Source organism: Neomoorella carbonis, from assembly GCF_045278715.1.
Taxonomy (GTDB): Bacteria; Bacillota; DSM-521; order Neomoorellales; family Neomoorellaceae; genus Neomoorella; species Neomoorella carbonis.
In genome coordinates this window covers 2,171,273-2,194,220 of record NZ_CP136420.1, presented here as the reverse complement: position 1 = coordinate 2,194,220, position 22,948 = coordinate 2,171,273, and the positions used below count along the sequence as shown (strand labels likewise).

22 protein-coding genes are annotated in these 22,948 nt (G+C 51.5%); all 22 read left to right on the top strand.

The features are described 5' to 3' along the window. The first annotated feature begins 4 nt into the window (after nt 1-4). The 22 genes from hyfE to MCACP_RS11130 all read left to right on the top strand — a co-directional run bounded on the left by hyfE (nt 5) and on the right by MCACP_RS11130 (nt 22,931). Entirely contained in the window at nt 5-655 is a 651-nt protein-coding gene (hyfE, locus tag MCACP_RS11235; RefSeq protein ID WP_406676837.1) for a hydrogenase 4 membrane subunit, read from the top strand. After that, nucleotides 656-2,143: a hydrogenase 4 subunit F gene (locus tag MCACP_RS11230; protein ID WP_338823856.1), complete on the top strand. Its 1,488-nt coding sequence runs from the start codon at nt 656-658 to the stop codon at nt 2,141-2,143. 55 nt (nt 2,144-2,198) lie between these two features. Beyond that, nucleotides 2,199-3,638 (top strand): hydrogenase 4 subunit D, encoded by a 1,440-nt coding sequence (locus tag MCACP_RS11225; RefSeq protein ID WP_338823853.1) that lies wholly within the window; start codon nt 2,199-2,201, stop codon nt 3,636-3,638. A gap of 24 nt (nt 3,639-3,662) precedes the next feature. Continuing rightward, nucleotides 3,663-5,396: a hydrogenase large subunit gene (locus MCACP_RS11220; protein ID WP_338823851.1), complete on the top strand. Its 1,734-nt coding sequence runs from the start codon at nt 3,663-3,665 to the stop codon at nt 5,394-5,396. Between the two features lie 39 nt (nt 5,397-5,435). Beyond that, entirely contained in the window at nt 5,436-5,987 is a 552-nt protein-coding gene (locus tag MCACP_RS11215) for a formate hydrogenlyase complex iron-sulfur subunit (protein WP_338823850.1), read from the top strand. Nucleotide 5,988: 1 nt separating this feature from the next. After that, complete coding sequence (locus tag MCACP_RS11210; protein ID WP_075516362.1) at nt 5,989-6,741, top strand: NADH-quinone oxidoreductase subunit B family protein; 753 nt, start codon at nt 5,989-5,991, stop codon at nt 6,739-6,741. Beyond that, entirely contained in the window at nt 6,731-7,141 is a 411-nt protein-coding gene (locus tag MCACP_RS11205; protein WP_338823847.1) for a formate hydrogenlyase maturation HycH family protein, read from the top strand. Before MCACP_RS11210 ends, MCACP_RS11205 begins: the two co-directional genes overlap by 11 nt. After that, nucleotides 7,138-7,590 carry a hydrogenase maturation peptidase HycI gene (gene hycI / locus MCACP_RS11200; RefSeq protein ID WP_338823846.1) on the top strand — a complete coding sequence of 151 codons (453 nt, stop codon included), beginning with the start codon at nt 7,138-7,140 and terminating at the stop codon, nt 7,588-7,590. Before MCACP_RS11205 ends, hycI begins: the two co-directional genes overlap by 4 nt. A gap of 17 nt (nt 7,591-7,607) precedes the next feature. Continuing rightward, nucleotides 7,608-7,949, top strand: coding sequence for a hydrogenase maturation nickel metallochaperone HypA (hypA, locus tag MCACP_RS11195; RefSeq protein ID WP_338823845.1), 342 nt, complete (start codon nt 7,608-7,610; stop codon nt 7,947-7,949). Between the two features lie 44 nt (nt 7,950-7,993). Further along, nucleotides 7,994-8,659 (top strand): hydrogenase nickel incorporation protein HypB, encoded by a 666-nt coding sequence (gene hypB, locus MCACP_RS11190; protein WP_406676835.1) that lies wholly within the window; start codon nt 7,994-7,996, stop codon nt 8,657-8,659. Then, the gene (gene hypF, locus MCACP_RS11185; protein WP_406676834.1) at nt 8,608-10,911 is read left to right on the top strand and encodes a carbamoyltransferase HypF; all 2,304 of its coding nucleotides are present in this window, start codon (nt 8,608-8,610) and stop codon (nt 10,909-10,911) included. The genes hypB and hypF overlap by 52 nt, the downstream gene beginning before the upstream one ends. Continuing rightward, nucleotides 10,902-11,144 carry a HypC/HybG/HupF family hydrogenase formation chaperone gene (locus tag MCACP_RS11180; protein WP_338823841.1) on the top strand — a complete coding sequence of 81 codons (243 nt, stop codon included), beginning with the start codon at nt 10,902-10,904 and terminating at the stop codon, nt 11,142-11,144. The genes hypF and MCACP_RS11180 overlap by 10 nt, the downstream gene beginning before the upstream one ends. Beyond that, nucleotides 11,119-12,252 (top strand): hydrogenase formation protein HypD, encoded by a 1,134-nt coding sequence (hypD, locus tag MCACP_RS11175; protein ID WP_406676833.1) that lies wholly within the window; start codon nt 11,119-11,121, stop codon nt 12,250-12,252. The genes MCACP_RS11180 and hypD overlap by 26 nt, the downstream gene beginning before the upstream one ends. A gap of 1 nt (nt 12,253) precedes the next feature. After that, the gene (gene hypE / locus MCACP_RS11170) at nt 12,254-13,270 is read left to right on the top strand and encodes a hydrogenase expression/formation protein HypE (protein WP_406676832.1); all 1,017 of its coding nucleotides are present in this window, start codon (nt 12,254-12,256) and stop codon (nt 13,268-13,270) included. Between the two features lie 280 nt (nt 13,271-13,550). Beyond that, the gene (locus MCACP_RS11165; RefSeq protein WP_406676831.1) at nt 13,551-14,693 is read left to right on the top strand and encodes a TIM barrel protein; all 1,143 of its coding nucleotides are present in this window, start codon (nt 13,551-13,553) and stop codon (nt 14,691-14,693) included. Between the two features lie 102 nt (nt 14,694-14,795). Beyond that, nucleotides 14,796-16,325 (top strand): xylulokinase, encoded by a 1,530-nt coding sequence (gene xylB, locus MCACP_RS11160; protein WP_406676830.1) that lies wholly within the window; start codon nt 14,796-14,798, stop codon nt 16,323-16,325. A gap of 7 nt (nt 16,326-16,332) precedes the next feature. Next, on the top strand, nt 16,333-17,334 hold the full coding sequence (locus MCACP_RS11155) for a LacI family DNA-binding transcriptional regulator (protein ID WP_406676829.1): 1,002 nt from the start codon (nt 16,333-16,335) through the stop codon (nt 17,332-17,334). A 102-nt stretch (nt 17,335-17,436) separates the two neighbouring features. Further along, nucleotides 17,437-18,393: an ABC transporter permease gene (locus tag MCACP_RS11150; RefSeq protein WP_406676828.1), complete on the top strand. Its 957-nt coding sequence runs from the start codon at nt 17,437-17,439 to the stop codon at nt 18,391-18,393. 22 nt (nt 18,394-18,415) lie between these two features. Beyond that, complete coding sequence (locus MCACP_RS11145) at nt 18,416-19,936, top strand: sugar ABC transporter ATP-binding protein (protein WP_406676827.1); 1,521 nt, start codon at nt 18,416-18,418, stop codon at nt 19,934-19,936. 32 nt (nt 19,937-19,968) lie between these two features. After that, entirely contained in the window at nt 19,969-20,364 is a 396-nt protein-coding gene (locus MCACP_RS11140; protein ID WP_406676825.1) for a hypothetical protein, read from the top strand. A 60-nt stretch (nt 20,365-20,424) separates the two neighbouring features. Continuing rightward, on the top strand, nt 20,425-22,113 hold the full coding sequence (locus MCACP_RS11135; protein ID WP_406676824.1) for an IS1634 family transposase: 1,689 nt from the start codon (nt 20,425-20,427) through the stop codon (nt 22,111-22,113). Nucleotides 22,114-22,184: 71 nt separating this feature from the next. Continuing rightward, complete coding sequence (locus MCACP_RS11130; protein WP_406676823.1) at nt 22,185-22,931, top strand: sugar ABC transporter substrate-binding protein; 747 nt, start codon at nt 22,185-22,187, stop codon at nt 22,929-22,931. Nucleotides 22,932-22,948 lie beyond the last annotated feature (17 nt).

The window sequence follows — 22,948 nt, the reverse complement described above, 5'->3', positions numbered from 1 at the left end:
GATAGTGTCCGGTACTAGCGTAGTCAACGCCCTGGCTGTGCTGCTCATCCTGACCTCGATGCTGGTGGTGGAAACCAGAAAGCTCCGGAGGGCGGCGTACATGTACAGTATCCAGTCCCTGGTCCTGGTGGCGATTTTTCTGTCCCTGGCCGTATTTATGCAGGCGGAACCGCTGTACATCTGGTCCATTACTGCCCTCATCACCAAGACCTTCTTGGTGCCCTATCTCATCATCAGGACCCTCAAAACGGTAGGGAACCAGGAAGAGGAGGGGCCGGCACTGGAGACAAACTCGTCTATTTTTCTTGCGGTGGGCCTGGTGGCTTTATCGTTCGTGATAGTCGAGCCTTTTCATATGCATGCGGTACTAAAGTTGAAGGTTGCGCTGGCGGTTTCTATAGCCCATTTTCTCCTCGGGTTGCTCTGCATACTTGCTAGAAGAAATGCCCTCAAGCAGATATTGGGCTATTGCCTGATGGAAAACGGCTCGCATTTGACCCTGGCCATCATGGCTTACAACGCCCCCGAGACGGTAGAAATCGGCATCCTGACCGATGCGGTTTTTGCAGTCCTGATCATGACTATCATAGCCAGGCGCCTCTTCAAGGTCTTCGGCACCCTGGATACGGATAAGTTCACACTACTAAAGGGTTAGGTGATAGAAGTGGGGGAGAATATTTTATTCTACTTGCCCGCGGTGCCCCTGGGAACGGCCCTGCTGGCTTTTGGGATAAGGTCCCGGCGCATGGTGGAGGTTGTGCACTTTGCCGGGATTAGTAGCGTGGCTCTTCTCTCCTTGCTGCTGGTGCAGTATGTCCTTAGGGGACAAACGCTGCTGGCCCTGGACGGGATGCTCTACGCCGACGGCCTCACGGCGCTCCTGGTTCTTATCATCGGGGTGGTAGGGTTTCTGGACGGCTTTTACTCTATAGGATATTTGCGACATGACCTGGCGCAGGGCCAGGTTGATGCGAAGGGCGCCTGCTTTTATTACGGTTTTTACCATCTACTTTTGTTGACGATGGTTCTTGCTGCTATATCTAACAATATTGCTATTATGTGGGTTGCGATAGAAGCAACCACCCTGGGCTCGGCCTTCCTGGTCGGGTTCTATAAACACAAGACTTCGGCGGAAGCTGTCTGGAAGTACGTCCTGATCTGTAGCGTCGGCCTGGCCTTTGCCCTGTACGGGACCATCCTGACCTACTCCAGTGCCTTTGCTGTGGTGCAGGACGCCCACAGGGCGATGCTATGGACAGAGTTAGCAGGGATGGCCCGGGGACTCGACCCGCAGGTGATGAAACTGGCCTTTGTCTTCATCTTGATCGGTTACGGCGCCAAGGTCGGCCTGGTTCCTATGCACACCTGGTTGCCTGACACCTACAGCGAGGCCCCGAGCCCGGTTAGCGCCCTGCTGTCGGGTGTACTGATGAAGTGCGTGTTATTTGGTATATTAAGATATTATCCCATTACCTTGCAGGCCGTCGGCAAGGAATTCCCCCAGACCCTGCTCCTCATCTTCGGCCTTCTCTCGGTGGGTGTCGCGGCTTTCTTCATCCTGGTGCAGAACGACATCAAAAGGAAGCTGGCTTACAGTAGTGTTGAGCATGTAGGCATCATCGCCACCGGCCTGGGCGCAGGAGGGCCGCTGGGAATACTTGCCGCGCTCTTTCACGTCATCAACCATAGCCTCACTAAATCCCTTTTGTTCTGCACGGTGGGCAATGTGGCTCGCAAGTATGGTACCAGGGACGCCCAGAAGATCCGGGGAATGCTAAAGGTGGCCCCCTTTACTGGTTTTATGTTCATGGCCGGCCTGCTTGCTGTGGTCGGTGCACCGCCTTTCAGCATCTTCGTAAGCGAGTTTATGACCCTGGCGGCCGGATTGCAAGGTGGGTATTTCTGGCCGATGATACTCTTTCTTGTCCTTCTGGTGATCGTTTTTGTCGCATTTATTATCCTTATAAGCGACACGGTTCTCGGTTTTCCTCCGGAGGACCTCCCCCGGGGTGACGCCGGGTGGCTGTGCTTGTTGCCCCTCGGGATCCTGTTCGTGCTCATGGCCGGGCTGGGGATACATGTACCGGCCCCGCTAAATCAATTACTTCAGGGCGCAGTCAGCGTTGTCCTGGGAGGTAAATAAAATTGTTGGCAAAAGGTCGATCCCATTAATGAGGGATACTGGAGGTGCGCTTTAGATGATTTGGTATGCGCTGGGGAGCATCTTGCTGCCAGTATTAGGAAGCCCCCTGGTCCTATTTTTACCGGAGCGACACGTGAAAAAGGCAAGCCAGATTTTCTCCCTCCTGGCTTTTATCAGCGGTTTGCTTTTACTGATCGCTTTTGCGTTCAACCGCGCGAGCTTCACCCGGGAACTGGTTACTTTAAACGGTATTAACTACTACGGTGTCACCATAGATACCCTCAGCGTCCTGGTCAACTTCATGGTAGTTTTCCTCGGCTGGCTGATCTGTACCTACTCGGCCGGGTACATGAGCCCTGACAACAAAGAGCATCCTATTAAAGAAGGGGTTCCCCGGTTTTACGCCCTCATGCTGCTTTTTATCGGCTCTATGGCGGGCGTGGTCTTCTCTTCCACGCTCCTCGGGCTCCTGTTCTTCTTTGAAATGACCGGTCTCTGCTCGTGGGGGTTGATCGGATTTTACGGAGATCAAAAATCCCGGAATTCCGCCCTCTGGGCGATTATACTCACTCACACCGCCGCGCTGGGACTCTATGTGGCTGCTGCCTATCTCTATGTAAACACCGGCAGCTTCGCGGTGACCGCCCTTAATAAATTAACGGACGCCGGGAAAACCATTGCCTTTACCGGAATCCTGATCGCCTCCTGGGGTAAGTCCGCCCAGCTTCCTTTTCATCCCTGGCTCCCCCGGGCGATGGTGGCGCCGACCCCGGTGAGCGCCTATTTGCATGCCGCTTCGATGGTTAAGGTCGGCGTCTACATCTTTGCCCGGACCGTCCTGGCAACGGGGTCGGTTCCCCAGGTGATCGGCCAGGCCGGGGCCATCATGGCGGTGGTCACCATGATCTACGGTTTTATCATGTATTTCCCGCAGGATGATATGAAGCGACTCCTCGCCTACTCGACCATCACCCAGCTCTCTTACATTTTCCTGGCGATCTCCATTTCCATCTACGGCTCCAGGATGGCCTTTAACGGAGCGGTGGCCCACATCTTCAACCACGCTTTTGCTAAGGGGCTCTTCTTCCTGGTTGCCGGTGCGCTGTCCTATACCACCGGTACCCGCCTGCTCTCGAGGCTCAAGGGAATTCTAAATAAAATCCCGGTGGTGGGTTTGGGTTATATTGCGGCTGCTATGGCCATTGCCGGCGTTCCCCCTTTTAATGGTTTTTTTAGTAAATTTATGATCATAATTAGCGGTTTTGAGATTGGCAGGCACTACCCCCTCATCCTTGCCCTGATTATCGTTACGGTTATTGAATCCGTTGGCAGTTTCATCTGGTTCCTGAAGTGGATGGGAGCGAACGTCCTGGGGGCACCCTCGGAGGTAGTTGCCAGTGCGGCTGAACCGCCTCTGGCGATCAAATTTGTTCTCGCCGTGCTCATGATCATGACCGTGATTTCCCAGTACATTGTTTTTATCCTGTTAGGCTAGAGGGTAAAGGAGGCTGCCAGTAGCATGCAAAATGAAATGAAACCCGGACAGGACGGGAAAAAATCCGTGAAGGCCTTGCGGTCTAAGTTCGGGGCGGCGATTCTTGCCGAGGACTGGCAAACACCGGACCAGGTAACCCTGACGGTCGAACTCAGCTCCCTCCCGGAAATTGTGGAAGAGGCATATTACCGGCAGGGCGGGTGGCTCTCCAGTGTTGTCGGCAATGATGAGCGCGGCTTGAACGGCCACTTTGCAGTATACTACGTTTTATCCATCGAGAAAGAGAGGGTCCCCGATAAAAACTTCTGGTTGACGGTGAAGGCCCTGGTTCCTTCCCATAAACCGGAGTTTCCTTCGGTGACCCCGCGGGTGCCGGCCGCCGTATGGTACGAGCGGGAGGTGCGGGATATGTTCGGCCTGGAGCCGGTGGGCCTCCCGGATGCGCGGAGACTGGTATTGCCCGATGACTGGCCGGACAACCTGTATCCCCTGCGGAAGGACGCCATGGATTACCGCTTCCGCCCCGACCCGGTGGCAGAGGAAGAAAACTACAAGTTTATCGAAGTGGAAGGGGAGGGTATTGTCGAGGTACCCCTGGGGCCGCTGCACATTACTTCCGACGAGCCAGGGCACTTCCGGCTCTATGTCGACGGCGAGTATATAGTGGACGCCGACTACCGCCTTTTCTACGTGCACCGGGGCATCGAGAAACTGGCCGAGAACCGCATGGACTACGACCAGGTTACTTTCCTGGCCGAGCGGATCTGCGGCATCTGCGGTTACACCCATAGCGTGGCGTACGCGTCGGCGGTGGAAACTGCCAACGGGATTGAGGTACCGCCGCGGGCCCAGTATATCCGCACCATCCTGCTGGAGGTGGAGAGGATGCACAGCCACCTCCTGAATCTGGGGCTGGCGGCCCACCTGGTGGGTTTCGATGCGGGTTTTATGCATTTCTTCCGGGTACGGGAGAAGGCCATGCAGATGGCCGAAATTCTTACCGGGGGCCGTAAAACCTACGGTATGAACCTTATTGGCGGCGTGCGCCGGGATATTTTAAAAGAAGAAAGGGACCAGGTTTTGCGGCTAATCGCAGAGATCCGGGTCGAACTGGATGAACTGCTTGACTTGCTGCTGAATACCACCAACTTTATCTCACGAACCCAGGGGGTAGGACGCCTGGACCCCGGGGTAGCCCGGGACTTCAGCCCGGTGGGGCCTAATATGCGGGGTTCCGGGTATGCCCGGGATACGCGGGCTGACCATCCCTACGGTGCCTACGATCGGGTTCCCTGGGATGTTATTTCCAGGGATGGATGCGACGTTCTTTCCAGGGAACTGGTGCGGGCGGCAGAGCTTTATGAGTCCCTAAAAATCATTGAGAGGTGCCTGGCCGAAATGCCTCCCGGGCCGGTCCTCGTGGAAGGGTTTGCATATAAACCGTACTCCTTCGCGCTCGGATATACTGAAGCCCCCAGGGGAGAAAATGTCCACTGGGTAATGACAGGAAACAACCAGCAGGTGTACCGGTGGAGGGCGCGAGCTTCTACCTATAATAACTGGCCGTCCCTCAGGTATATGTTTCGGGGTAACACGGTGTCCGATGCCCCCCTCATCGTGGCCAGCATCGACCCCTGCTATTCCTGTACTGAAAGGGTTACTGTGGTCGATGTGCGTAAAAAGAAGGCGAGGACGATCGAATACAAGGAGCTGGAACGGTACTGCCAGGAAAGAAAAAACTCGCCGCTAAAATCCTAACCCGGCTAGAAGCGAGCAAAAGGAAGGGGGATTCCCAGGATGCTAAAATTGCTAAGAAAAGCACTAAAGGTCGGGGAGGCTACTGTTGAGTATCCCTTTAAACCGGTAGAGGTGGCACCAGGTTTTCGTGGCAAACCGGTTTACGACTTTAGCCGGTGTATAGCTTGCGGCGCCTGTGCTACTGCTTGCCCGCCCAATGCCATTACCATGGACTGGGATTTAGAGCGGGGGGTTAAGTCCTGGAATATAAACTACGGCCGCTGCATTTTCTGCGGCCGCTGCGAGGAAGTTTGCCCTACGGGCGCCATCGTTCTTTCGGCAGAGTTTGAATTGGCCGCCGCCAGAAAGGAGGACCTGTACTGCCGGGCTGAGCTCAAGCTTTGTAAGTGCATCTCCTGTGGCGCATACTTTGCACCCTGTCGCGAACTGGAATACGTGCTGGCCAGCCTCAGGCAGGCAGGATTGCTGGAGGGCGGCCATGAAGGCTGGAAACAGCTCCTGAAGGTATGCCCGGAGTGCCGGCGCCGGCAGACGGCGAGCGCAACCGGAGCCCTCGGGCGCCCAGGCAGGATGCCGGGAGGGAGGCAGTAAGATGGACCAGGAAGTAAAACTGGCGGAGCTGAAGGCAAAGCTTAAGAAAGTCATCAAAAGATCTGTCTATATCTACCGGGTGGACTGCGGGGGATGTAATGGATGTGAGATTGAAATTTTTGCCGCCATCTCTCCCGTTTACGATCCGGAGAGGCTGGGAATGAAGGTGGTGGCCTCTCCCCGGCATGCCGATGTTCTTCTCTACACCGGCCCCATGACCAGGGCCATGCGGCTGCCGGCCATACGGGCGTATCAGGCGGCCCCCGATCCCAAAATCGTGGTAGCCTACGGCGCGTGTGGCTGTAGCGGCGGTATCTTTCACGATTGTTACAGTGTGTGGGGAGGGGCTGACAGCATTTTCCCTGTAGATGTATATATTCCCGGCTGCCCTCCAACTCCGGCAGCGACGTTGTACGGCCTGGCTATGGCCCTGGATTTACTCCAACAAAAGATAAAAGGAGAGCAGTTTGCAGAAACGGAGGTTACCCGGGTCGTTCCGCAATATGATGGAGTTTGCCCCGAACTGGCCAAAGAGATTGAGCAGGAGGCCCGCCGTTTGAGCGGTTACCTGCATGGCCGGCGCATAGCCGCGCAATATCTCCAGTTCGTCAGGGAAGGAGACCCGCTGGCGGTCGACCGGAAGATTAAAGAGCTGATCAAGCAGGAGAAAGACCCGCGACTGGCCGAAGTTTTTTTGAGCTTGCACAAAATTTATATGGAGAAGATGGAGAGGGTAGGCCATAATGCCGGGTAAGGTAAGATTCTACAAGTTATGCAAGAGGTTTGTGGACGAAAAAGACGAAAAAGATGCCCCGCCCCGGGTTAAGCAACTGGAGTATTATGCTCTGGCCATCGGTCACCATATAGGGGTGGTTGATTGTTTGGCGCCCGTTATGGTTATCGAAGAGGAGGACTATTTTCAATGGATTAGCAAGCTGCCCCGGGGTAAAGCCAGGAGCAAGCTGGAGGGCCTGGCCAGGTGGGGAGAGCTGGAGATAAATAAAGAGCATGTTTCACCATTAGTAGCGGCACTGGCAGGAGCTGCTTCCAGTTTCCTCCCGGAAGAGAAGCAATGGGCCGGCTGCCTGCTCCAGCATCTCCAATCTATAGGAAAAGAACCGGCTATATATCTGGTGGTGAGGCTGACTAAGTGAAGGGGCTAGTGATAACTGTAGGCAACGAACTGATGGGCGATGATGGAGCCGGGCCGTTGCTGGCCCGTCTCCTGGAAGAAAAACGCCTCCCCGGGTGGGAGGTAATCAACGGCGGGGCGGCGCCGGAGAATTACCTGCACCAGGTGCGTGATCTGCAACCGGCAGCGGTGGTGGTAGTGGATGCCTGCGAAATGAACCTGCAGGCCGGGAGCATACGCCTCCTTTCTGAAAGTGATATTGCCTGTGAATTTATCCTGTCCACGCACCGGTTACCCCTGTCATTTTTCCTCTCAGCTTTGAAAGAACTGGTGCCGGAAGTCTATTTTGTCGGTATTCAGCCGGCGGTAGTCGCCTTCGGTCTGCCGGTTTCTCCCGAAGTAAGGCGAGCCGTTGAGACTGTGTACCAAAAGCTGCAAACGGGGGAGCTCGATTTTCCGCACCTCGGTTGATTAGGGAGAGGGATAGGATGCATGAACTGGCCCTGACGGCTGAGTTATTAAAGCTATTAGAACGCAATGCCCAGGAGAAAGGTATAAAGCGCATCCGGAAAGTTAAGCTGGTGATAGGGGCAATGACCTCGGTTTTACCGTCTGCCCTGGAGTTTTCTTTTTACGCGCTTAAAGAAGGGCCGTTGTTTGACGAGGCTCAATTAGAAATAGAGGAAAGGCCCGGGCGGGGACATTGCCAGGATTGCCAGGCTGAAGTAGTTCTGGATAACTGGTGTATTAGGTGCCCTTCCTGCGGGTCGCGGAGGGTTGCCATAGATCAAGGAAGGGAGCTTTATATTGATTTTTATGAAGGCGAATGAAAATTCCAGGAGGAACCCTTTAAAAACAGACGGAGGGAATATCAATGAAAGTAATAATGGCTCAAAAGCTTCTCCAGGCCAATCAAGATATAGCCGAGCAAAACCGGGAGCGCCTATCCCAGATACTAACTGTCAATCTGATAGGTTCGCCCGGTGCGGGTAAAACCACCCTCCTGGAAAGAACCATAGCTTCGTTAAAGAAGGATCTTGCCATTGGAGTAATTGAGGGTGATATATCCACCACCCTTGATGCCGAGCGCATTGCCGGGCAGGGGGTGGAAGTAGTTCAGATCAATACTGAAGGAGCGTGTCACCTGGATGCCAGCTTAATTTCTAAAGCGCTGCAGGAGCTCGACCTTTCCGGCCTGGACCTTATATTTATCGAAAACGTAGGCAACCTGGTATGCCCGGCCGAATTCGACCTGGGAGAGGATTATAAGGTGGCCCTGCTGAGCGTCACTGAAGGCAGCGATAAGCCGGCCAAGTACCCCCTGGTATTTCACGAAGCCCGGGCAATGGTCATTACCAAAGCGGACCTCTTGCCGTATACTAACTTTGACTTGAAAGCCGTCGAAGAAGAGATTAAGGCAGCCAATCCGGCTGCGAAGTTTTTCGTAACCTCGGCCCAAACCGGTGAGGGCCTGGAGGCATGGTGTTCATGGCTCAAAGATGCAATGCAGAAAAAAAGGGGATTGTCCGCTATCGGATAATCGTCAAAGGGATCGTCCAGGGCGTAGGGTTTCGCCCCTTTGTTTATAACCTGGCGAGTCTCTATCGCTTGAAGGGCACGGTTGCCAATACCAGCCAGGGTGTGCTCATCGAAGCCGAAGGCCAGGAGGAGACGGTACACGCTTTTCTGTCCTGTTTAAAGGCAAACCATCCGCCATTATCGCGGATAACCGCTTTAGAATGGGACGTCCTGGAACCCTGCGGCTATAGTTCTTTTACTATTATCCCCAGTGGCGAAGGAGCCGGAAAGGAAGCCCTGATTCCCCCTGACGTAGCCCTGTGTGCTGATTGTGCCCGGGAAATAATGGACCCCCGGGACAGGCATTACGGCTACCCCTTCACCAACTGTACCAATTGTGGACCGCGATTTACCATTGTACGGGGCGTGCCGTATGACCGCGCCAAGACCTCCATGGCCCGGTTTCCGATGTGTCCGGAATGCGCCCGGGAATACCACGATCCGGGCAACAGGAGATTCCACGCCCAGCCGGCCGCCTGCCCGGCCTGCGGGCCGCAGGTAGAGCTGGTGGACGGGCAGGGCCGCAAGCTGGAAGGTAACTGGTTGGAACTGAGCTGGAGATTTCTGCAAGACGGCAAGATATTAGCCGTCAAAGGGCTGGGAGGCTTTCACCTGGTATGCGATGCCAGGAATAGGGAAGCATTGAAGACCCTCCGCCGGCGCAAGGGCCGTGAAGCCAAACCCCTGGCGGTAATGTGCCGCCTGGAGACAGCCAGGAAGTACTGTTACGTTGGCCCGGAGGAGGAGAAACTGCTGTCTTCTCCTCAAGCACCTATTGTTATCCTTAGCAAACGGGCCGGTTGCAGTTTGCCGGAAGAGCTGGCCCCGGGGATGAAGACCCTGGGTGTAATGTTGCCTTATACACCGCTGCACCTGATGCTTTTAAACGGCCCCCTGGAAATTTTAGTCATGACCAGCGGTAATAGCAGCGGTTTACCCCTGGCAAAGGATAACGGGACCGCCCTGGAGGAGCTGGGCGGTATAGCCGACTATTTTCTCTGGCACAATCGCGAGATTGTCAACCGCTGCGACGATTCCGTCGTAGCGGTGACAGGTGATGTGGTTCAGATCTGGCGCCGCTCGCGGGGATATGTCCCCTCGCCCGTCAAGGTTACGGTTAAGTCCAGTTCCCCTGTGCTGGGCGCCGGCGGGGACATGAAAAACACCTTCTGCCTTTTAAAAGGCAACCAGGCCTTTGTCAGCCAGCACATCGGCGACCTGGGCAGCAGGGAAGGCGAGGAACACTTTTTCTCCAGCCTGGAGAATTTAAAAAACCTCATCGGCTCCGAACCTGAAGTGGTCGGTTATGACATGCATCCCGGCTATCGTTCCTCCCGCCTGGCGGCAGGAATTCCGGCGAAGGCGCACTTTGCCGTTCAACACCATCACGCCCATATGGTATCTTGCCTGGCTGATAACGGCGTGGATGAGGAAGCAATCGGGGTAATCCTTGATGGAACCGGATACGGAACCGACGGGCGTCTCTGGGGTTTTGAGATCCTTACCGGGGATTATGCCGATTTTACCAGGGAGTATCACCTGGCCTATGTACCGTTGCCCGGTGGCGAGCAGGCAGTACGTTACCCATGGCGGACAGCAGTAGCTTATTTAATGAAATACCTTTCGGCGCAAGGCGAGTTGCTTGCCGGTCGCCTTTTTCAAAGCAGGGGGCAGGAGCTTGAGGTAATCAAACGCCTCGTCGCCACAGGCTTTAATTCACCATTAAGCTCGAGCTGCGGTCGTCTTTTTGACGCCGTATCAGCCCTCCTCGGCCTTTGTTACCATAATAGTTACGAAGGCCAGGCGGCAATCGAGCTGGGAGAAATGGTCCTGGACCCGGCGGCGGGTAAAAGATTAATACCCTATCCATTTTTTATTGAAGGGAAAGTTATCCATCCAGGCGGGATCATTGCCGGCGTGGCGGCCGACCTGGAGCGGGGAGTTGCCAGGGAGATTATTGCCACCCGTTTCCACAATACGGTCCTGGCGATGGTACGCGAGGCGGTACGCCTGGTTGCTGAAAGAACACATATAAAGACGGTAGCCCTTAGCGGTGGTGCTTGGCAAAACCGCTATCTTTTCAGCCTTGCTAAAGAAATCTTGCCTGGCGACGGTTATCGCCTGCTGGTCCACCGGCAGGTGCCGGCCAATGATGGGGGGCTCTCCCTGGGCCAGGCAGTAATCGCTTGCCGGAGGTGGCAACAATGTGTTTAGGTATTGTGGGGAAAGTGATTGAAGTAACTGCGGCTGACGATACCGCGATAATTGATGTTCACGGCGCCCGCAGGGAGATATCCATAGCTTTATTGGAGCAGGTAAAGGTTGGCGATTATGTGCTGGTACATGCCGGATTTGCCATCGAAAAGGTTGACTTAAAAGAAGCAGAACAGATGGTGAAAATGTGGGAGGAACAACTAAACGATGCTGTCCCTGGACAGGTTTTGTGATACGGGATTAAGCAGGAAACTCATGGGCCGGGTTGCTGCCCTGGCAGATGCTGTTGCGGAACGCCTCGGGCGGCCGGCAGTTTTTATAGAAGTATGCGGCACGCACACAGTGGCTATCTCCAGGCTGGGATTGCGGAGCCTGCTGGCAGGCCGCGTGGAATTGCGAAGCGGCCCCGGGTGTCCTGTCTGTGTAACCGATCACCAGGAAATCGATATGATGGTCAATCTGGCCCGCTTGCCCGGGGTTACGGTGGGAACCTTCGGGGATATGATGCGCGTTCCCGGCAGCCGGTCTTCCCTGGAGAGGGAACGCGCCGGCGGTGCCGATGTGCGCATTTTTTACTCGCCCCTGGACGCAGTGGCCTTTGCTGAAGCCAACCCGGGAAGAGAGGTCGTGTTCCTGGGAATCGGTTTTGAAACAACTGCCCCGGCAGTCGCTGCAAGCCTTGCGAGGGCCCGGGCTAAAGGGGTGAAAAACTTTAGTCTATTTTCGGCCCATAAACTCATCCCCCCGGCCCTCCGCGCCGTTCTCAGTGACCCCGAATTAAAACTTGACGGGCTTATCTTGCCGGGGCATGTTAGCGCCGTTACTGGCAGGCGGGCGTTTGACTTTATCGTTAAAGAGTATGGCCTGCCGTCGGTAATCAGCGGGTTTGAACCCATGGATATTCTGATTGCCCTTCACGAGCTTTTGCTTCAATTGCTCCAGGGCGAGGCCCGGGTTGTGAACAAGTACACGCGGGTAGTACGGGAAGAAGGTAACCTGGATGCCCGCAAGCGCATAGCGGAGTGTTTTGAGGAGGTCGATGTCCCCTGGCGCGGCCTTGGAGTTATTCCTGAAAGCGGACTTTCACTACGGGAAACTTTTCGCGATTTTGATGCGCGATTTAAACTAAATATAGAACCGGCCCCGCCAACATCTCTTTACCCGCCAGGCTGCGCCTGTAAAGAGATTTTACGGGGAAAACTTTTACCCCCGGAATGCCGGCTATTTGGTGATGTATGTACACCTGTCCGTCCTGTAGGCCCCTGTATGGTTTCCAGTGAAGGGGCCTGCGCGGCTTATTATCGATATGAACGTTTTTCTCCAGTTGGAGGTGGCATTTAGGATGAAAGAGAATGGCAGGGATATTGTTTTGCTGGCTCACGGTGACGGGGGTGCCCTTACCCATGAACTCATTAATAACCTTTTTCTTCGTTACTTTGAAAGCAATATCCTGAAAACGCTCACCGATGCGGCGGTTTTTTCCGTAAATGAAGGGAGAATGGCCATCACTACGGATTCCTTTGTTGTCGATCCGCCTTTCTTTCCCGGGGGGGATGTGGGAAAACTGGCGGTTTGCGGCACGGTAAATGATCTGGCGGTCAGCGGCGCCCGGCCCGTCTATCTCACGGCTTCTTTTATTTTAGAAGAAGGACTGCCCCTTGCCGATTTAGAAAGAATTGTTCAATCTATGGCCGGGGCCTGCGGGGTGGCGGGCGTAGAAATTGTCACCGGGGATACCAAGGTGGTTGAAAAAGGACATTTAGATAAAATTTTTATTAACACCACCGGTATCGGTTATATTTTTCCAGGAGTAGATTTGGGTTACCACCGGATTAAACCCGGTGATAAAGTTTTAGTCAACGGCAGCCTCGGGCAACACGGTATCGCGGTACTTTGTAAACGGTATGGCTTTGATTTTGCAGGACAGGTCATGAGCGATTGTGCCCCGCTGAACGGTATAATTAGCCTGCTTTTAAAGGAAATCCGGGGGATCAAGATAATGCGGGATCTTACCCGGGGTGGCCTGGCAACAACCGCCAAAGAAATTGCGTCAGCCTGCGGTTTAGATATCTGGCTGGACGAAAATTGTATTCCTGTCGATGCCGGGGTAAAGGGTGCCGCCGGGATGCTGGGACTGGATCCCCTCTACCTTGCCAACGAGGGGAAGTTTATGGTTATTGTCAGCCCGGAAGAAGCAGGAAAAGCGGTAGCGGTAATGCAAGGGCATGAATTGGGAAGGGATGCTAGGATTATAGGCGAAGTCAAACCTGGCAAGGGGAACGTTTATCTCTCCACATCCCTTGGAGGTACTAAACTCTTAGATCTTATGGCTGGAAGTCCTCTACCACGGATCTGTTGATTACTGTACCTTCTGAAATGTGATCGGCAAAGTATTGATGAACGGAAAATGCCGACATGCGTCCGGAGGATGATGGAACGCTATCTCCCGAAAAATTTTTTAAAAAAGTGTTAAGGAATAGCAGGAATCTAAATTTTAATGGCGAAATATATCAACGAACCGGAACCGATTTCGGAAAATGTACCACTTGACGCTAAACATAACTTTATGTATCAAAGCAATTAAGCCCGGAAACCGTTTTCGGCAAACTAAATCGACCCGGGCAGAAAAGAGGGAGAAAATGCAGGATTTGCGTTATCAAACCACCCGCCGTTCACCGGCAGAGTTAATCCGGCACTTGCAAAATTTTGAGCTTAAACTGCGCTTTTCAGCCGGCATATGGTTCTTTTCCGGCAGCAACAGCCGCTTTCATACCCGCTATGGCAGGGAACTAAGCATTGAGGAACGCCTGGAGAAATACGCGGCTCTGAAACAATATGGCCTGGAAGGTATTGAGGCCCATTATCCCAACGAGATCAATGAATATAACCTGAACCTTTACCGGGACTTTTGCCGGGATACCGGGATGCGGGTAGTAACGGTAGTGCCCAATCTTTTCTATGAAGAACAGTTCCGCCACGGTTCTTTATCTTCACCCCTGCCGGCGGCCCGGCAGGCAGCCATCCAGCGCGTTAAAGAAACACTGGAAATAAATAAAGAGCTGGGCACAGAGTTCATGGTTGTCTGGCCTGGAATAGATGGCTATGAAAACCCCTTCGGTATCGATTTCATAGAAATGCGCCGTCGTTTCGCTGCCGGACTGGCAGAAGCCATGGATGCTGTGCCCGGGGTACGGGTGGCCATTGAGCCGAAACCGTATGAGCCCCGGGGGAGAATAATCTACGGCACCACCGCGGAGGGGGTTTTGCTGGCCGAGAAGGTGGAGGGTCTGCTGCAGAACCGGGAAAATAAACAACTCCTGGAGCAGGGCTATACCCTGGTCGGGCTCAACCCCGAGATCGGTCATGTTCTCATGGGTTATGAAGATTTGCCTTATGCGTTGAGCCTGCCCTTGGAGTACGGCCGGCTGGTGCATACCCACTGGAACAGCCAACCCCTGGGTAACTACGACCAGGATTTGAATATCGGCGTCGTAGCGCCGGAACAGGCCGAGGCCGCCCTCTACGTCCTCAAGATGCACGGCTACCAGGGGTGGTTTGGCCTGGACATTAACCCGGAGCGGATGCCGGTAGAAAGGGCGCTGCTGAACTGCATAGATGCCTTACGGGCCATGAATGACCGCATAAACAGCCTGGATCATGAACTGGTAGTTACCTGCCTGCAGGATCCGGAACGCTATGCCGGCTACCTGGAGGCTATCCTCATCCGGGCCCGGGCCAGGAAGGCAGATATTTTGAGCCCTTTATCCTTCGCGACATCATAATTCCATCTCCTGGAGCCCTGAACGGTTGCCAAAGTCCTTCAAGCCCCGGATAAGGTTCGTCGAGATGGGTTGTAACAAGTCCTGGCAGGAAGGGAAAAGATTATGCCGTATTTACTCGGGATCGATATCGGTACGTCAGGTACCAAAGCCGTACTGGTGGAGGAAGGCGGCAGGGTAGCGGCTTCCTCCTATGTAGAGTATCCTTTGAGCCAGCCCCGGCCGGGCTGGGCCGAGCAGGACCCGGAACAGTGGTGGCAGGCCGTGGTGGCGGCGGTGCAGGAAATCTGGGTTAAAACCGGCCTTGACGGCCGGGAGGTTGCCGGCGTTGGCCTTTCGGGCCAGATGCATGGGGCCGTGGTTTTAGGCGCCAACTACCAGGTTTTACGGCCGGCCATCCTCTGGTGCGACCAGCGCACCGGAGCGGAATGCACCTGGATGTACGAGGAAGTAGGGGAAGAAAAGCTCTACCGGTGGACGGGGAACCCCGCCCTGCCAGGCTTTACGGCACCAAAGCTGGTCTGGCTGAAGAAGCACGAACCGGAAATTTATAATCAAATCCGCCATGTGTTACTTCCTAAAGACTACATCCGTTTCCGGCTCACGGGAGAACTGGCCACCGAAGTATCCGACGCTTCCGGAACGTTGCTCCTGGATGTGGCCCATCGCCGCTGGTCGGAGGATATGCTGGAAGCTCTGGATATCCCCCGGGAATGGCTGCCGCGTGTATACGAGTCGCCGGAAGTGACCGGCCAGATCACCCCGGAAGCCGCGGCCGCCACCGGCCTCCCGGTCGGAACGCCGGTGGTGGGTGGCGGCGGTGATCAGGCCGCCGGGGCTGTAGGTACAGGCATTGTCGCAGAAGGGCTTCTATCGGCGGCCCTGGGAACCTCCGGCGTGGTATTCGCCATGACCGCTAAGCCGAGTATCCAACCGGGCAGTACCCTGCACTCCTTTTGCCATGCCGTTCCCGGCAAGTGGCACCTTATGGGCGTGATGCTGGCTGCCGGGGCTTCATTACAGTGGTTCCGCAACCAGCTGGGCGGCGAAGAGGTCAGGGAAGCTGCGGCAACGGGCACGGATCCCTATGAGTTGTTGACGGCCCTGGCGGTTGACGCGGGTCCGGGTGCCGAAGGGTTGCTGTTCTTGCCCTACCTGCTGGGAGAAAGGACGCCTCATCCCGACCCGGCAGCCCGGGGCGGATTTATCGGCCTCACCATGCGTCACAGGAAGGGGCACCTGGTGCGTGCCGTCCTGGAAGGCGTGGCCTTCGGCCTGCGCGATTCCCTGGAACTTTTACAGCAGGCCGGGGTGAAGGTGGAAGAAATCCGCGTTTCCGGCGGCGGCGCCCGCAGTCCTTTATGGCGGCAGATTCTCGCCAGCGTCTTTAAGCACCCGGTGACCACGGTGAACAGTACCGATGGGCCGGCCTTTGGCGCCGCCTTGCTGGCCGGGGTGGGGGCGGGTATTTACCCTTCCGTGGAAGCTGCCTGTAGCTCTACCATCAAGGTGACCAGCCGGGCCGAACCGGTACCGTCAGAAGCTAGCACCTACGACCGCCTTTATACCCTGTATACGTCCTTGTATCCCCTCCTGCGGGGCACCATGCACGATTTGACCAAGATGACGGAGTGAAAAAGAGTTGGCAAATATCTCTGATGTTGCTAAAAGAGCCGGAGTATCGCGAACTACAGTATCCAGGGTTCTCAACGGCAAAGACGACGTCAACGAAGAGACCCGGCGCCGGGTGCTGGAGGCCATCCGGGAGCTTAACTACCGTCCCAGCGCCCTGGCCCGCAGCCTGGTAAAGCAAAAAACCGACACCATCGGCGTTATCCTGTCGGACATCACCGATCCCTTCTTCTCCCGCATCATCCAGGGAGTGGAGGATGTAGCCCATAAGTTTGGCTACGGCATCGTGTATGCCAGCATGCGCTGGGACCCGCAAATCAAGCACAACTACGTTAATTTCTTACGCAGCGGTCGGGTAGACGGCCTGCTCATGATGGGTCACACCGTAGGGAATGAAGACTATGTGCGCGAGATGGTGGAAGAAAGATTTCCAATAGTTCTGGTAGAGTACTGGATCGATAATCTGAAGGCGAACTTCATTGCCATCGACAACCGGGGTGGAGGCTACCTGGCCACCAGGCACCTGCTGGGCCTGGGGCACCGCCGTATTGCCCATGTAGCGGGGCATAAGAATGCCCGGGTGTCGCAAGAACGCCTGGCCGGCTACCGCCAGGCCCTGGCCGAAGCTGGTGTGCCCTACGACGAAAGCCTGGTAGTTTACAGCGATTTTACCACCGAAGGGGCCATACCGGTGGCGAAAAAACTATTATCACTGCCTGAGCGGCCGACTGCTGTCTTTGCTGCCAACGACCTGATGGCCTATGGTGTCATCCATGCGGCGCGCGAACTGGGCTTAAAGGTACCCCAGGACCTGGCTGTGGTGGGTTATGACGATATTGAGCTGGCGTCCCTGGTAACGCCGCCCCTGACCACCATCCACCAGCCGCGGTACGAGATCGGCTCCATGGCTGCCTGGTCCCTGATCCAGCAGATCGAGAATAAAGAGATGCAGCCCACAGTAACCGAGTTTAAGACGAGCCTGGTTATCAGGGAATCTTGCGGTGCGAAGTAGATTTATAATGCATTAGTGTGACACTAACAATGAATAGATAGTGGTCTAAAATTATTTTGAGAAGATAATAATACCAAAAATGATATTAAAGGGGTTAATTATATGGACAATAATATCATCAGCAGAAGCAAATCTAAAGTTAAAATTTCTTCCTTTCAAGAAGTAGGTATTCTAATTGCTCTCGTAGTATTATGTATTGCTTTATCAATAGCCAGTCCATTTTTTCTACAAAAAGATAACATATTAAATGTTTTACGCCAGATTTCTGTGGTTGGAATTTTAGCTGTGGGAGAAGCTTTCATTATAATTAGTGGGGCAATTGATCTATCCGTAGGTTCTTTATTAGGCTTGGGTGGAGTCATGACAGCATATTTTACTATGATTGGAGTTAATCCATTCTTAGCGGCTGTTCTGGGTTTAGCAGTTGGAGGGTTAGGGGGCTTTATAAACGGCATATTAGTTACAAAAGCGAAGATTAATTCATTTATAGTGACTTTAGGTATGTTGAGTGTAGCAAGAGGGATAACGTTACTTATTACAGGTGGTATGCCAATATCGTTTGAATCCCCAATAGCATTTTTAGGTAATGGTTATATAAGAAGTGTTCCTGTATCCGTTATTGTTATGTTTTTGATTATAGGGCTTGGGCATATTTTTGCTACTAAAACAATTATGGGGAGAAACATATTTGCTATTGGTAATAATGAAAAGGCTGCAGAGCTATCAGGCATTGCAGTAGAAAAACTTAGATTGATTGTTTTTACACTGATGGGTATATTAGCGGCTTTATCGGGTATCATCTTAGCTGGTAATTTGCTCAGTGCAGATCCTACTTCCGGAACTGGATATGAGCTTGATGTAATTGCTGCAGTAGTTATCGGAGGTGCCAGTTTAGCTGGAGGACAAGGTTCAATATTTGGTGTATTAATAGGTGCAGCCTTAATGGGCGTATTACGTAATGGATTTGTTTTACTTGGAATTTCGGCCTATTGGCAAATTGTAACTATAGGTATTGTAATTGTAGCTGCTGTTGGCTTAGACCAATTACGAAAAAAATAACTATGGAGAGAAGGTATATTTTATGGATGAAAAGATTGATTTAAAGATTAGATTAAAACTCCAGGATATAACAAAAAGGTTTCCGGGGGTTAAAGCACTTAATAGGGTGAGTTTTGACTGTTTAGAAGGCGAAGTTCATGCTCTTGTGGGGGAAAATGGAGCAGGAAAATCAACGTTAATGAAAATTTTATCTGGTGTATTTCGACCAGATGAAGGTACTATTCTTCTGGAAGGGCAAACAGTAGAATTTAAGTGCCCAAGAGATGCTCAACTTGCTGGGATTGCTATGATCCATCAGGAATTATCTTTAGCGGAAGGTTTAACAGTAGCGGAAAATATCTTTATGGGTCATTTGCCCAAAAAGAAATTAGGTTTTGTTAATTCAAGGAAAATGAGTCAAAAAACGACTGAATTACTTCAGCAAGTAGGATTACAGGGAATAGACCCCTGTGAGAAAATTAACAACTTAAGTGCTTCACAAAGACAATTGATAGAAATTGCTAAAGCCTTATCATTTAAAGCTAAGATTTTAATTATGGATGAACCGACATCTTCATTATCACTAAGTGAAACACAAAACCTATTAAATTTAGTAAGTAAGTTAAAAAATCAAGGTATAACTATTATATATATTTCCCATCGCTTAGAAGAGGTCTTTGCTATAGCTGATCGTATTACAGTGTTACGTGATGGCAACTGTATCGCAACTGTAACACCAAAAAATGTAACACCAGCTGATATAGTGGCTATGATGGTTGGTAGAAAAATGGATGAAGAGAAGATATATTATTCGCAGCCCCAAAATGAAAACTTATTGGAAGTCAAGGGCTTAACAAAAAAAGGAAAATTTAATAATATAAACTTTTCTTTGAGGAAAGGAGAGATATTAGGTATTGCTGGATTGGTTGGCTCAGGTCGTAGTGATTTGGCTTTAGCATTATTTGGAATTGAATCTGACGTAAAAGGATTAATTACTATAAATGGAAATAAAGTTTCTATTAGATCTCCAAGAGATGCTATTAAAGAAGGGATTGCTTTTATTCCAGAAGATAGAAAGTTGCAAGCCTTATTTTTAACTATGGCCGTCAAAGATAATATAGTTATTGCTGCTGCTGAAAAAAATAATAAACTTGGCTTTATCAATAAGAAAGAAGAAGAAATCTGGTGTAGTGAATATGTAAAACGGTTAAATATTCGTCTGCATTCGGTCAAACAACAAATTCAATATTTAAGTGGTGGCAATCAACAAAAGGCAATAATTGCGAGATGGCTTCTATGTAATCCTAAAATTTTAATTCTTGATGAACCCACTCGGGGAATTGATGTAGGAGCAAAGCAAGAAATATATCAGCTAATTAAATCGTTAGCCGAAAAGGGGGTGGGAGTGATCCTCATTTCATCAGAGTTACCAGAAATTATGATGTTAAGCAATCGAATTCTGGTTATGCGACAAGGTCGTATAGTAGGGGAACTTGAAAGGAGTGAAGCTACACAAGAAAAAGTAATGTTGTTAGCAACAGGTCAAGCAGGTCATGTTGCATAATCTATCTATCTAAAAAGGAGGAGATAAAAACAATGTTCAAAAAGTGGATGACAATTTTATTGACAAGTATAGTGATACTTTCTCTATTAAGTGGGTGTGGAGGCCAGAAAAGTAGCCAGCAAACAGAGAAGAATCAAGTTCAAAATCAACAGGCTGAAACTCAGAAAGTACCAGACATACCACTTCCAAAAGGCGGACATGTTAAAGCTGTTAATAAACTCCCTTCCAAACCTTTACGTCTAGCATTCTTATCATTCCAAAATAATCCCTTCTGGTATCCGGTAAGGGATGGTGCTTTAGCAGCTAAAGATTACTTGAAAAACTTTAATACTACTGTTGATTATATCCCATCTTCCGCACCCTGTGAGCAACCCAAAAATAATTTTTACAGGGTGCAGAAGGAAATAAAAGTAGAGAGAATCTTCTAACCAGGAATTTCTAATTGAGTATCGAATCATTCCTCTAAGAGAATTCTGGAGGAATGTTCGATGCCTGTAGCCATCGATAATATGCGCTTCTTCCGGGCCGGTCCCGCAGCCCTTATCGCCAGGTTATGTGACGTTCTGAAGATAGCAGAAATCATTGATGCCGTAGTCGAATGGGACCCGGTCCAGTGCCATCTTTCCCCGGGAAATCGGGTTAAGGCGCTGATCATTAATCTCCTGGTAGACCGAGAGGCCCTCTATCATGTGGAGCGCTTTTATGAGAACCAGGACCTGGAGGTTTTGTTTGGAGCTGAGCAACAGGTCCGGCCTAGAGATTTTAACGATGATGCCCTGGGCCGGGCCCTGGATAAACTCTTCGCCAGCGGCCAGCTGAAGAAGTTGTTCTCCAGCATTGCTTTAACTGCCGCCGCTACCCACAACGTGCCCATTACAGGCATCCATGTGGATACCACCTCCATTTCCGTACAGGGCGCCTATGAGGGCGAAGGAGATTTAGATATAACTTTCGGTTTTAGCAAGGATCATCGTCCTGACCTCAAGCAGTTTCTCATCGGCTTGACCGTAAACAAAGATGGGTTACCCATTTTGGGTCAAAGTCTGGGCGGCAATACCAGTGATAAATCCTGGTACCCTGAGGTTATTGAAGAATTGGTCCAAACATTGAGCCCGGCAAAGCTTAAAGAGGTCATTTTCGTGGCGGACTGCGCCCTGGTAACTAAGGATAACCTGGCTCTTTTGATGCAGGAGGAAGATAACAAACCCGCCCTCCAGTTTATCTCCCTGTTACCGGAGAACTTCGGCCTTAACGAAGAGATTAAGGCCGAAGCCTTCCGAACCGGCACCTGGCAGGAGATCGGAAAACTGAGTTCAAAGAAAGATGCTGCCTACTATAAAAGCCAGAGCTTTGTCCGGGAAATAGGCGGCCATGACTTTCGTTTAATCGTGGTCCACTCCACAACCCTGGATAAACGCAAAGAGAATAGTCTCTTGAAAAAGTGGGCCAAGCAAAGAGAAGTTCTGGAAAAGGCCGCCCAAGCTCTTTCCCGGCGCCCTTTCGCCTGTGAGGCCGACGCCAAAAAAGCCATAGAACTCTTCTTGAGGGAATACCGCCACCAACCTTTCATCCTAAAGGGCACAGTTGATGAAGAAATAGCGAGCAGCTACGTCCGACGTGGGCGGCCCAAAAAAGGAGAGCAGCCCCAGAACACAGTCGTTTACCATGCCCATATTAGAATAGAGGAAGACCGGGAAGCAATGGCCCATGAAAAAGACCTGGCTTCCACCTTTGTCCTCATTACCAATCTCATGGATACCAAAGCTTACCCCGACCGGGCGGTGCTCAAGGAGTATAAGGAACAGAACGCTGTTGAGAGGCAGTTCCGTTTCTTAAAACAGCCGGTCCTCCTGGGGCCCATCTTCCTTAAGAACAAGAACCGGGTAGAAGCCATGTCGTTTGTTTTCCAGCTAGCCCTTCTGGTGGCAGCTTACCTGGAGTATCGGGTAAGAAAAAATCTGGAGCAAGAGGAGTCCCCCTTAATCCTGCCGGGGAAACGTAAGAGTACTAACCCTACAGCACGGGCACTCCTGGAGATGTTTGATTATCTCCTGGTAGTTAAACAGGGTTCGGACCGGGCGTTAATCAACTATCACGGGTCGGAGGTGATTAGAGCCCTTGAACTTGCTGGTTTCGGCAAGGAAATTTACCTTTTCCCACCCCGCGGTGGTGGGTAGGAGTATTTTTTAGTGCTCCAAGTAAACATTGGTAATTATATCCAAAGGTGCGGAATGTGGGTTATATTGTAATGGGTGAGGAATTAAAAGCAGAAAAGGTAATTGCCGCAATGGAAACTGCAATAGCAAAGAAATATGATGGAATTGCTGTGGTCCCAATTTTTGATGGTACAGAAACTATTATTAATAAAGCAGTCGATAGTGGTATTCCCGTAATTAACTTTATTGCCGAAGGTTCTAAACCTAGCAAACGTTTAGCTTTTATAGGTCAAGATGCCTATGCTGCCGGTACGCTTGCAGGGCAAACTATTGAGAAACTTACTGGCGGAGAAGGGAAAGTCGGTGTAATTACAGGTTTTCTTGGTGCAACTCAACATGAACAGAGAAAGAATGGTGCTCTTGATTATCTGAAATCAGTCAAAGGTATTCAAGTAATTGGGGTCTATGAAAATCGTGACAAAGCAGAAGTTGCCTATAGCTTAACTAAAGATATGCTTACTGCTCATCCTGATTTGAAAGTAATATATGTAACAGCAGGAGGTCCTTTTGGAGCAGCTAAAGCTATTAAAGATTTGGGTAAAACTGGACAGGTTAAAGTTGTATGTTATGACTGGATTCCTGAAAACGTAAAATATGTACGCTCAGGAGAAATTGCAGCAGCAATTAATCAGGATCCATTCGGACAAGGCTTTGATTCTCTAGTTTATCTTTACAACTATATAGTTGCTGGACAAAAGCCGGAGAAAGATTTTATACCTGTTAAACTTGATGTATTAACGCCAGACAATGTTAATGAGTTAGTAGGCCCTGAAAAGTAAAGTAAAGTAACTTTATA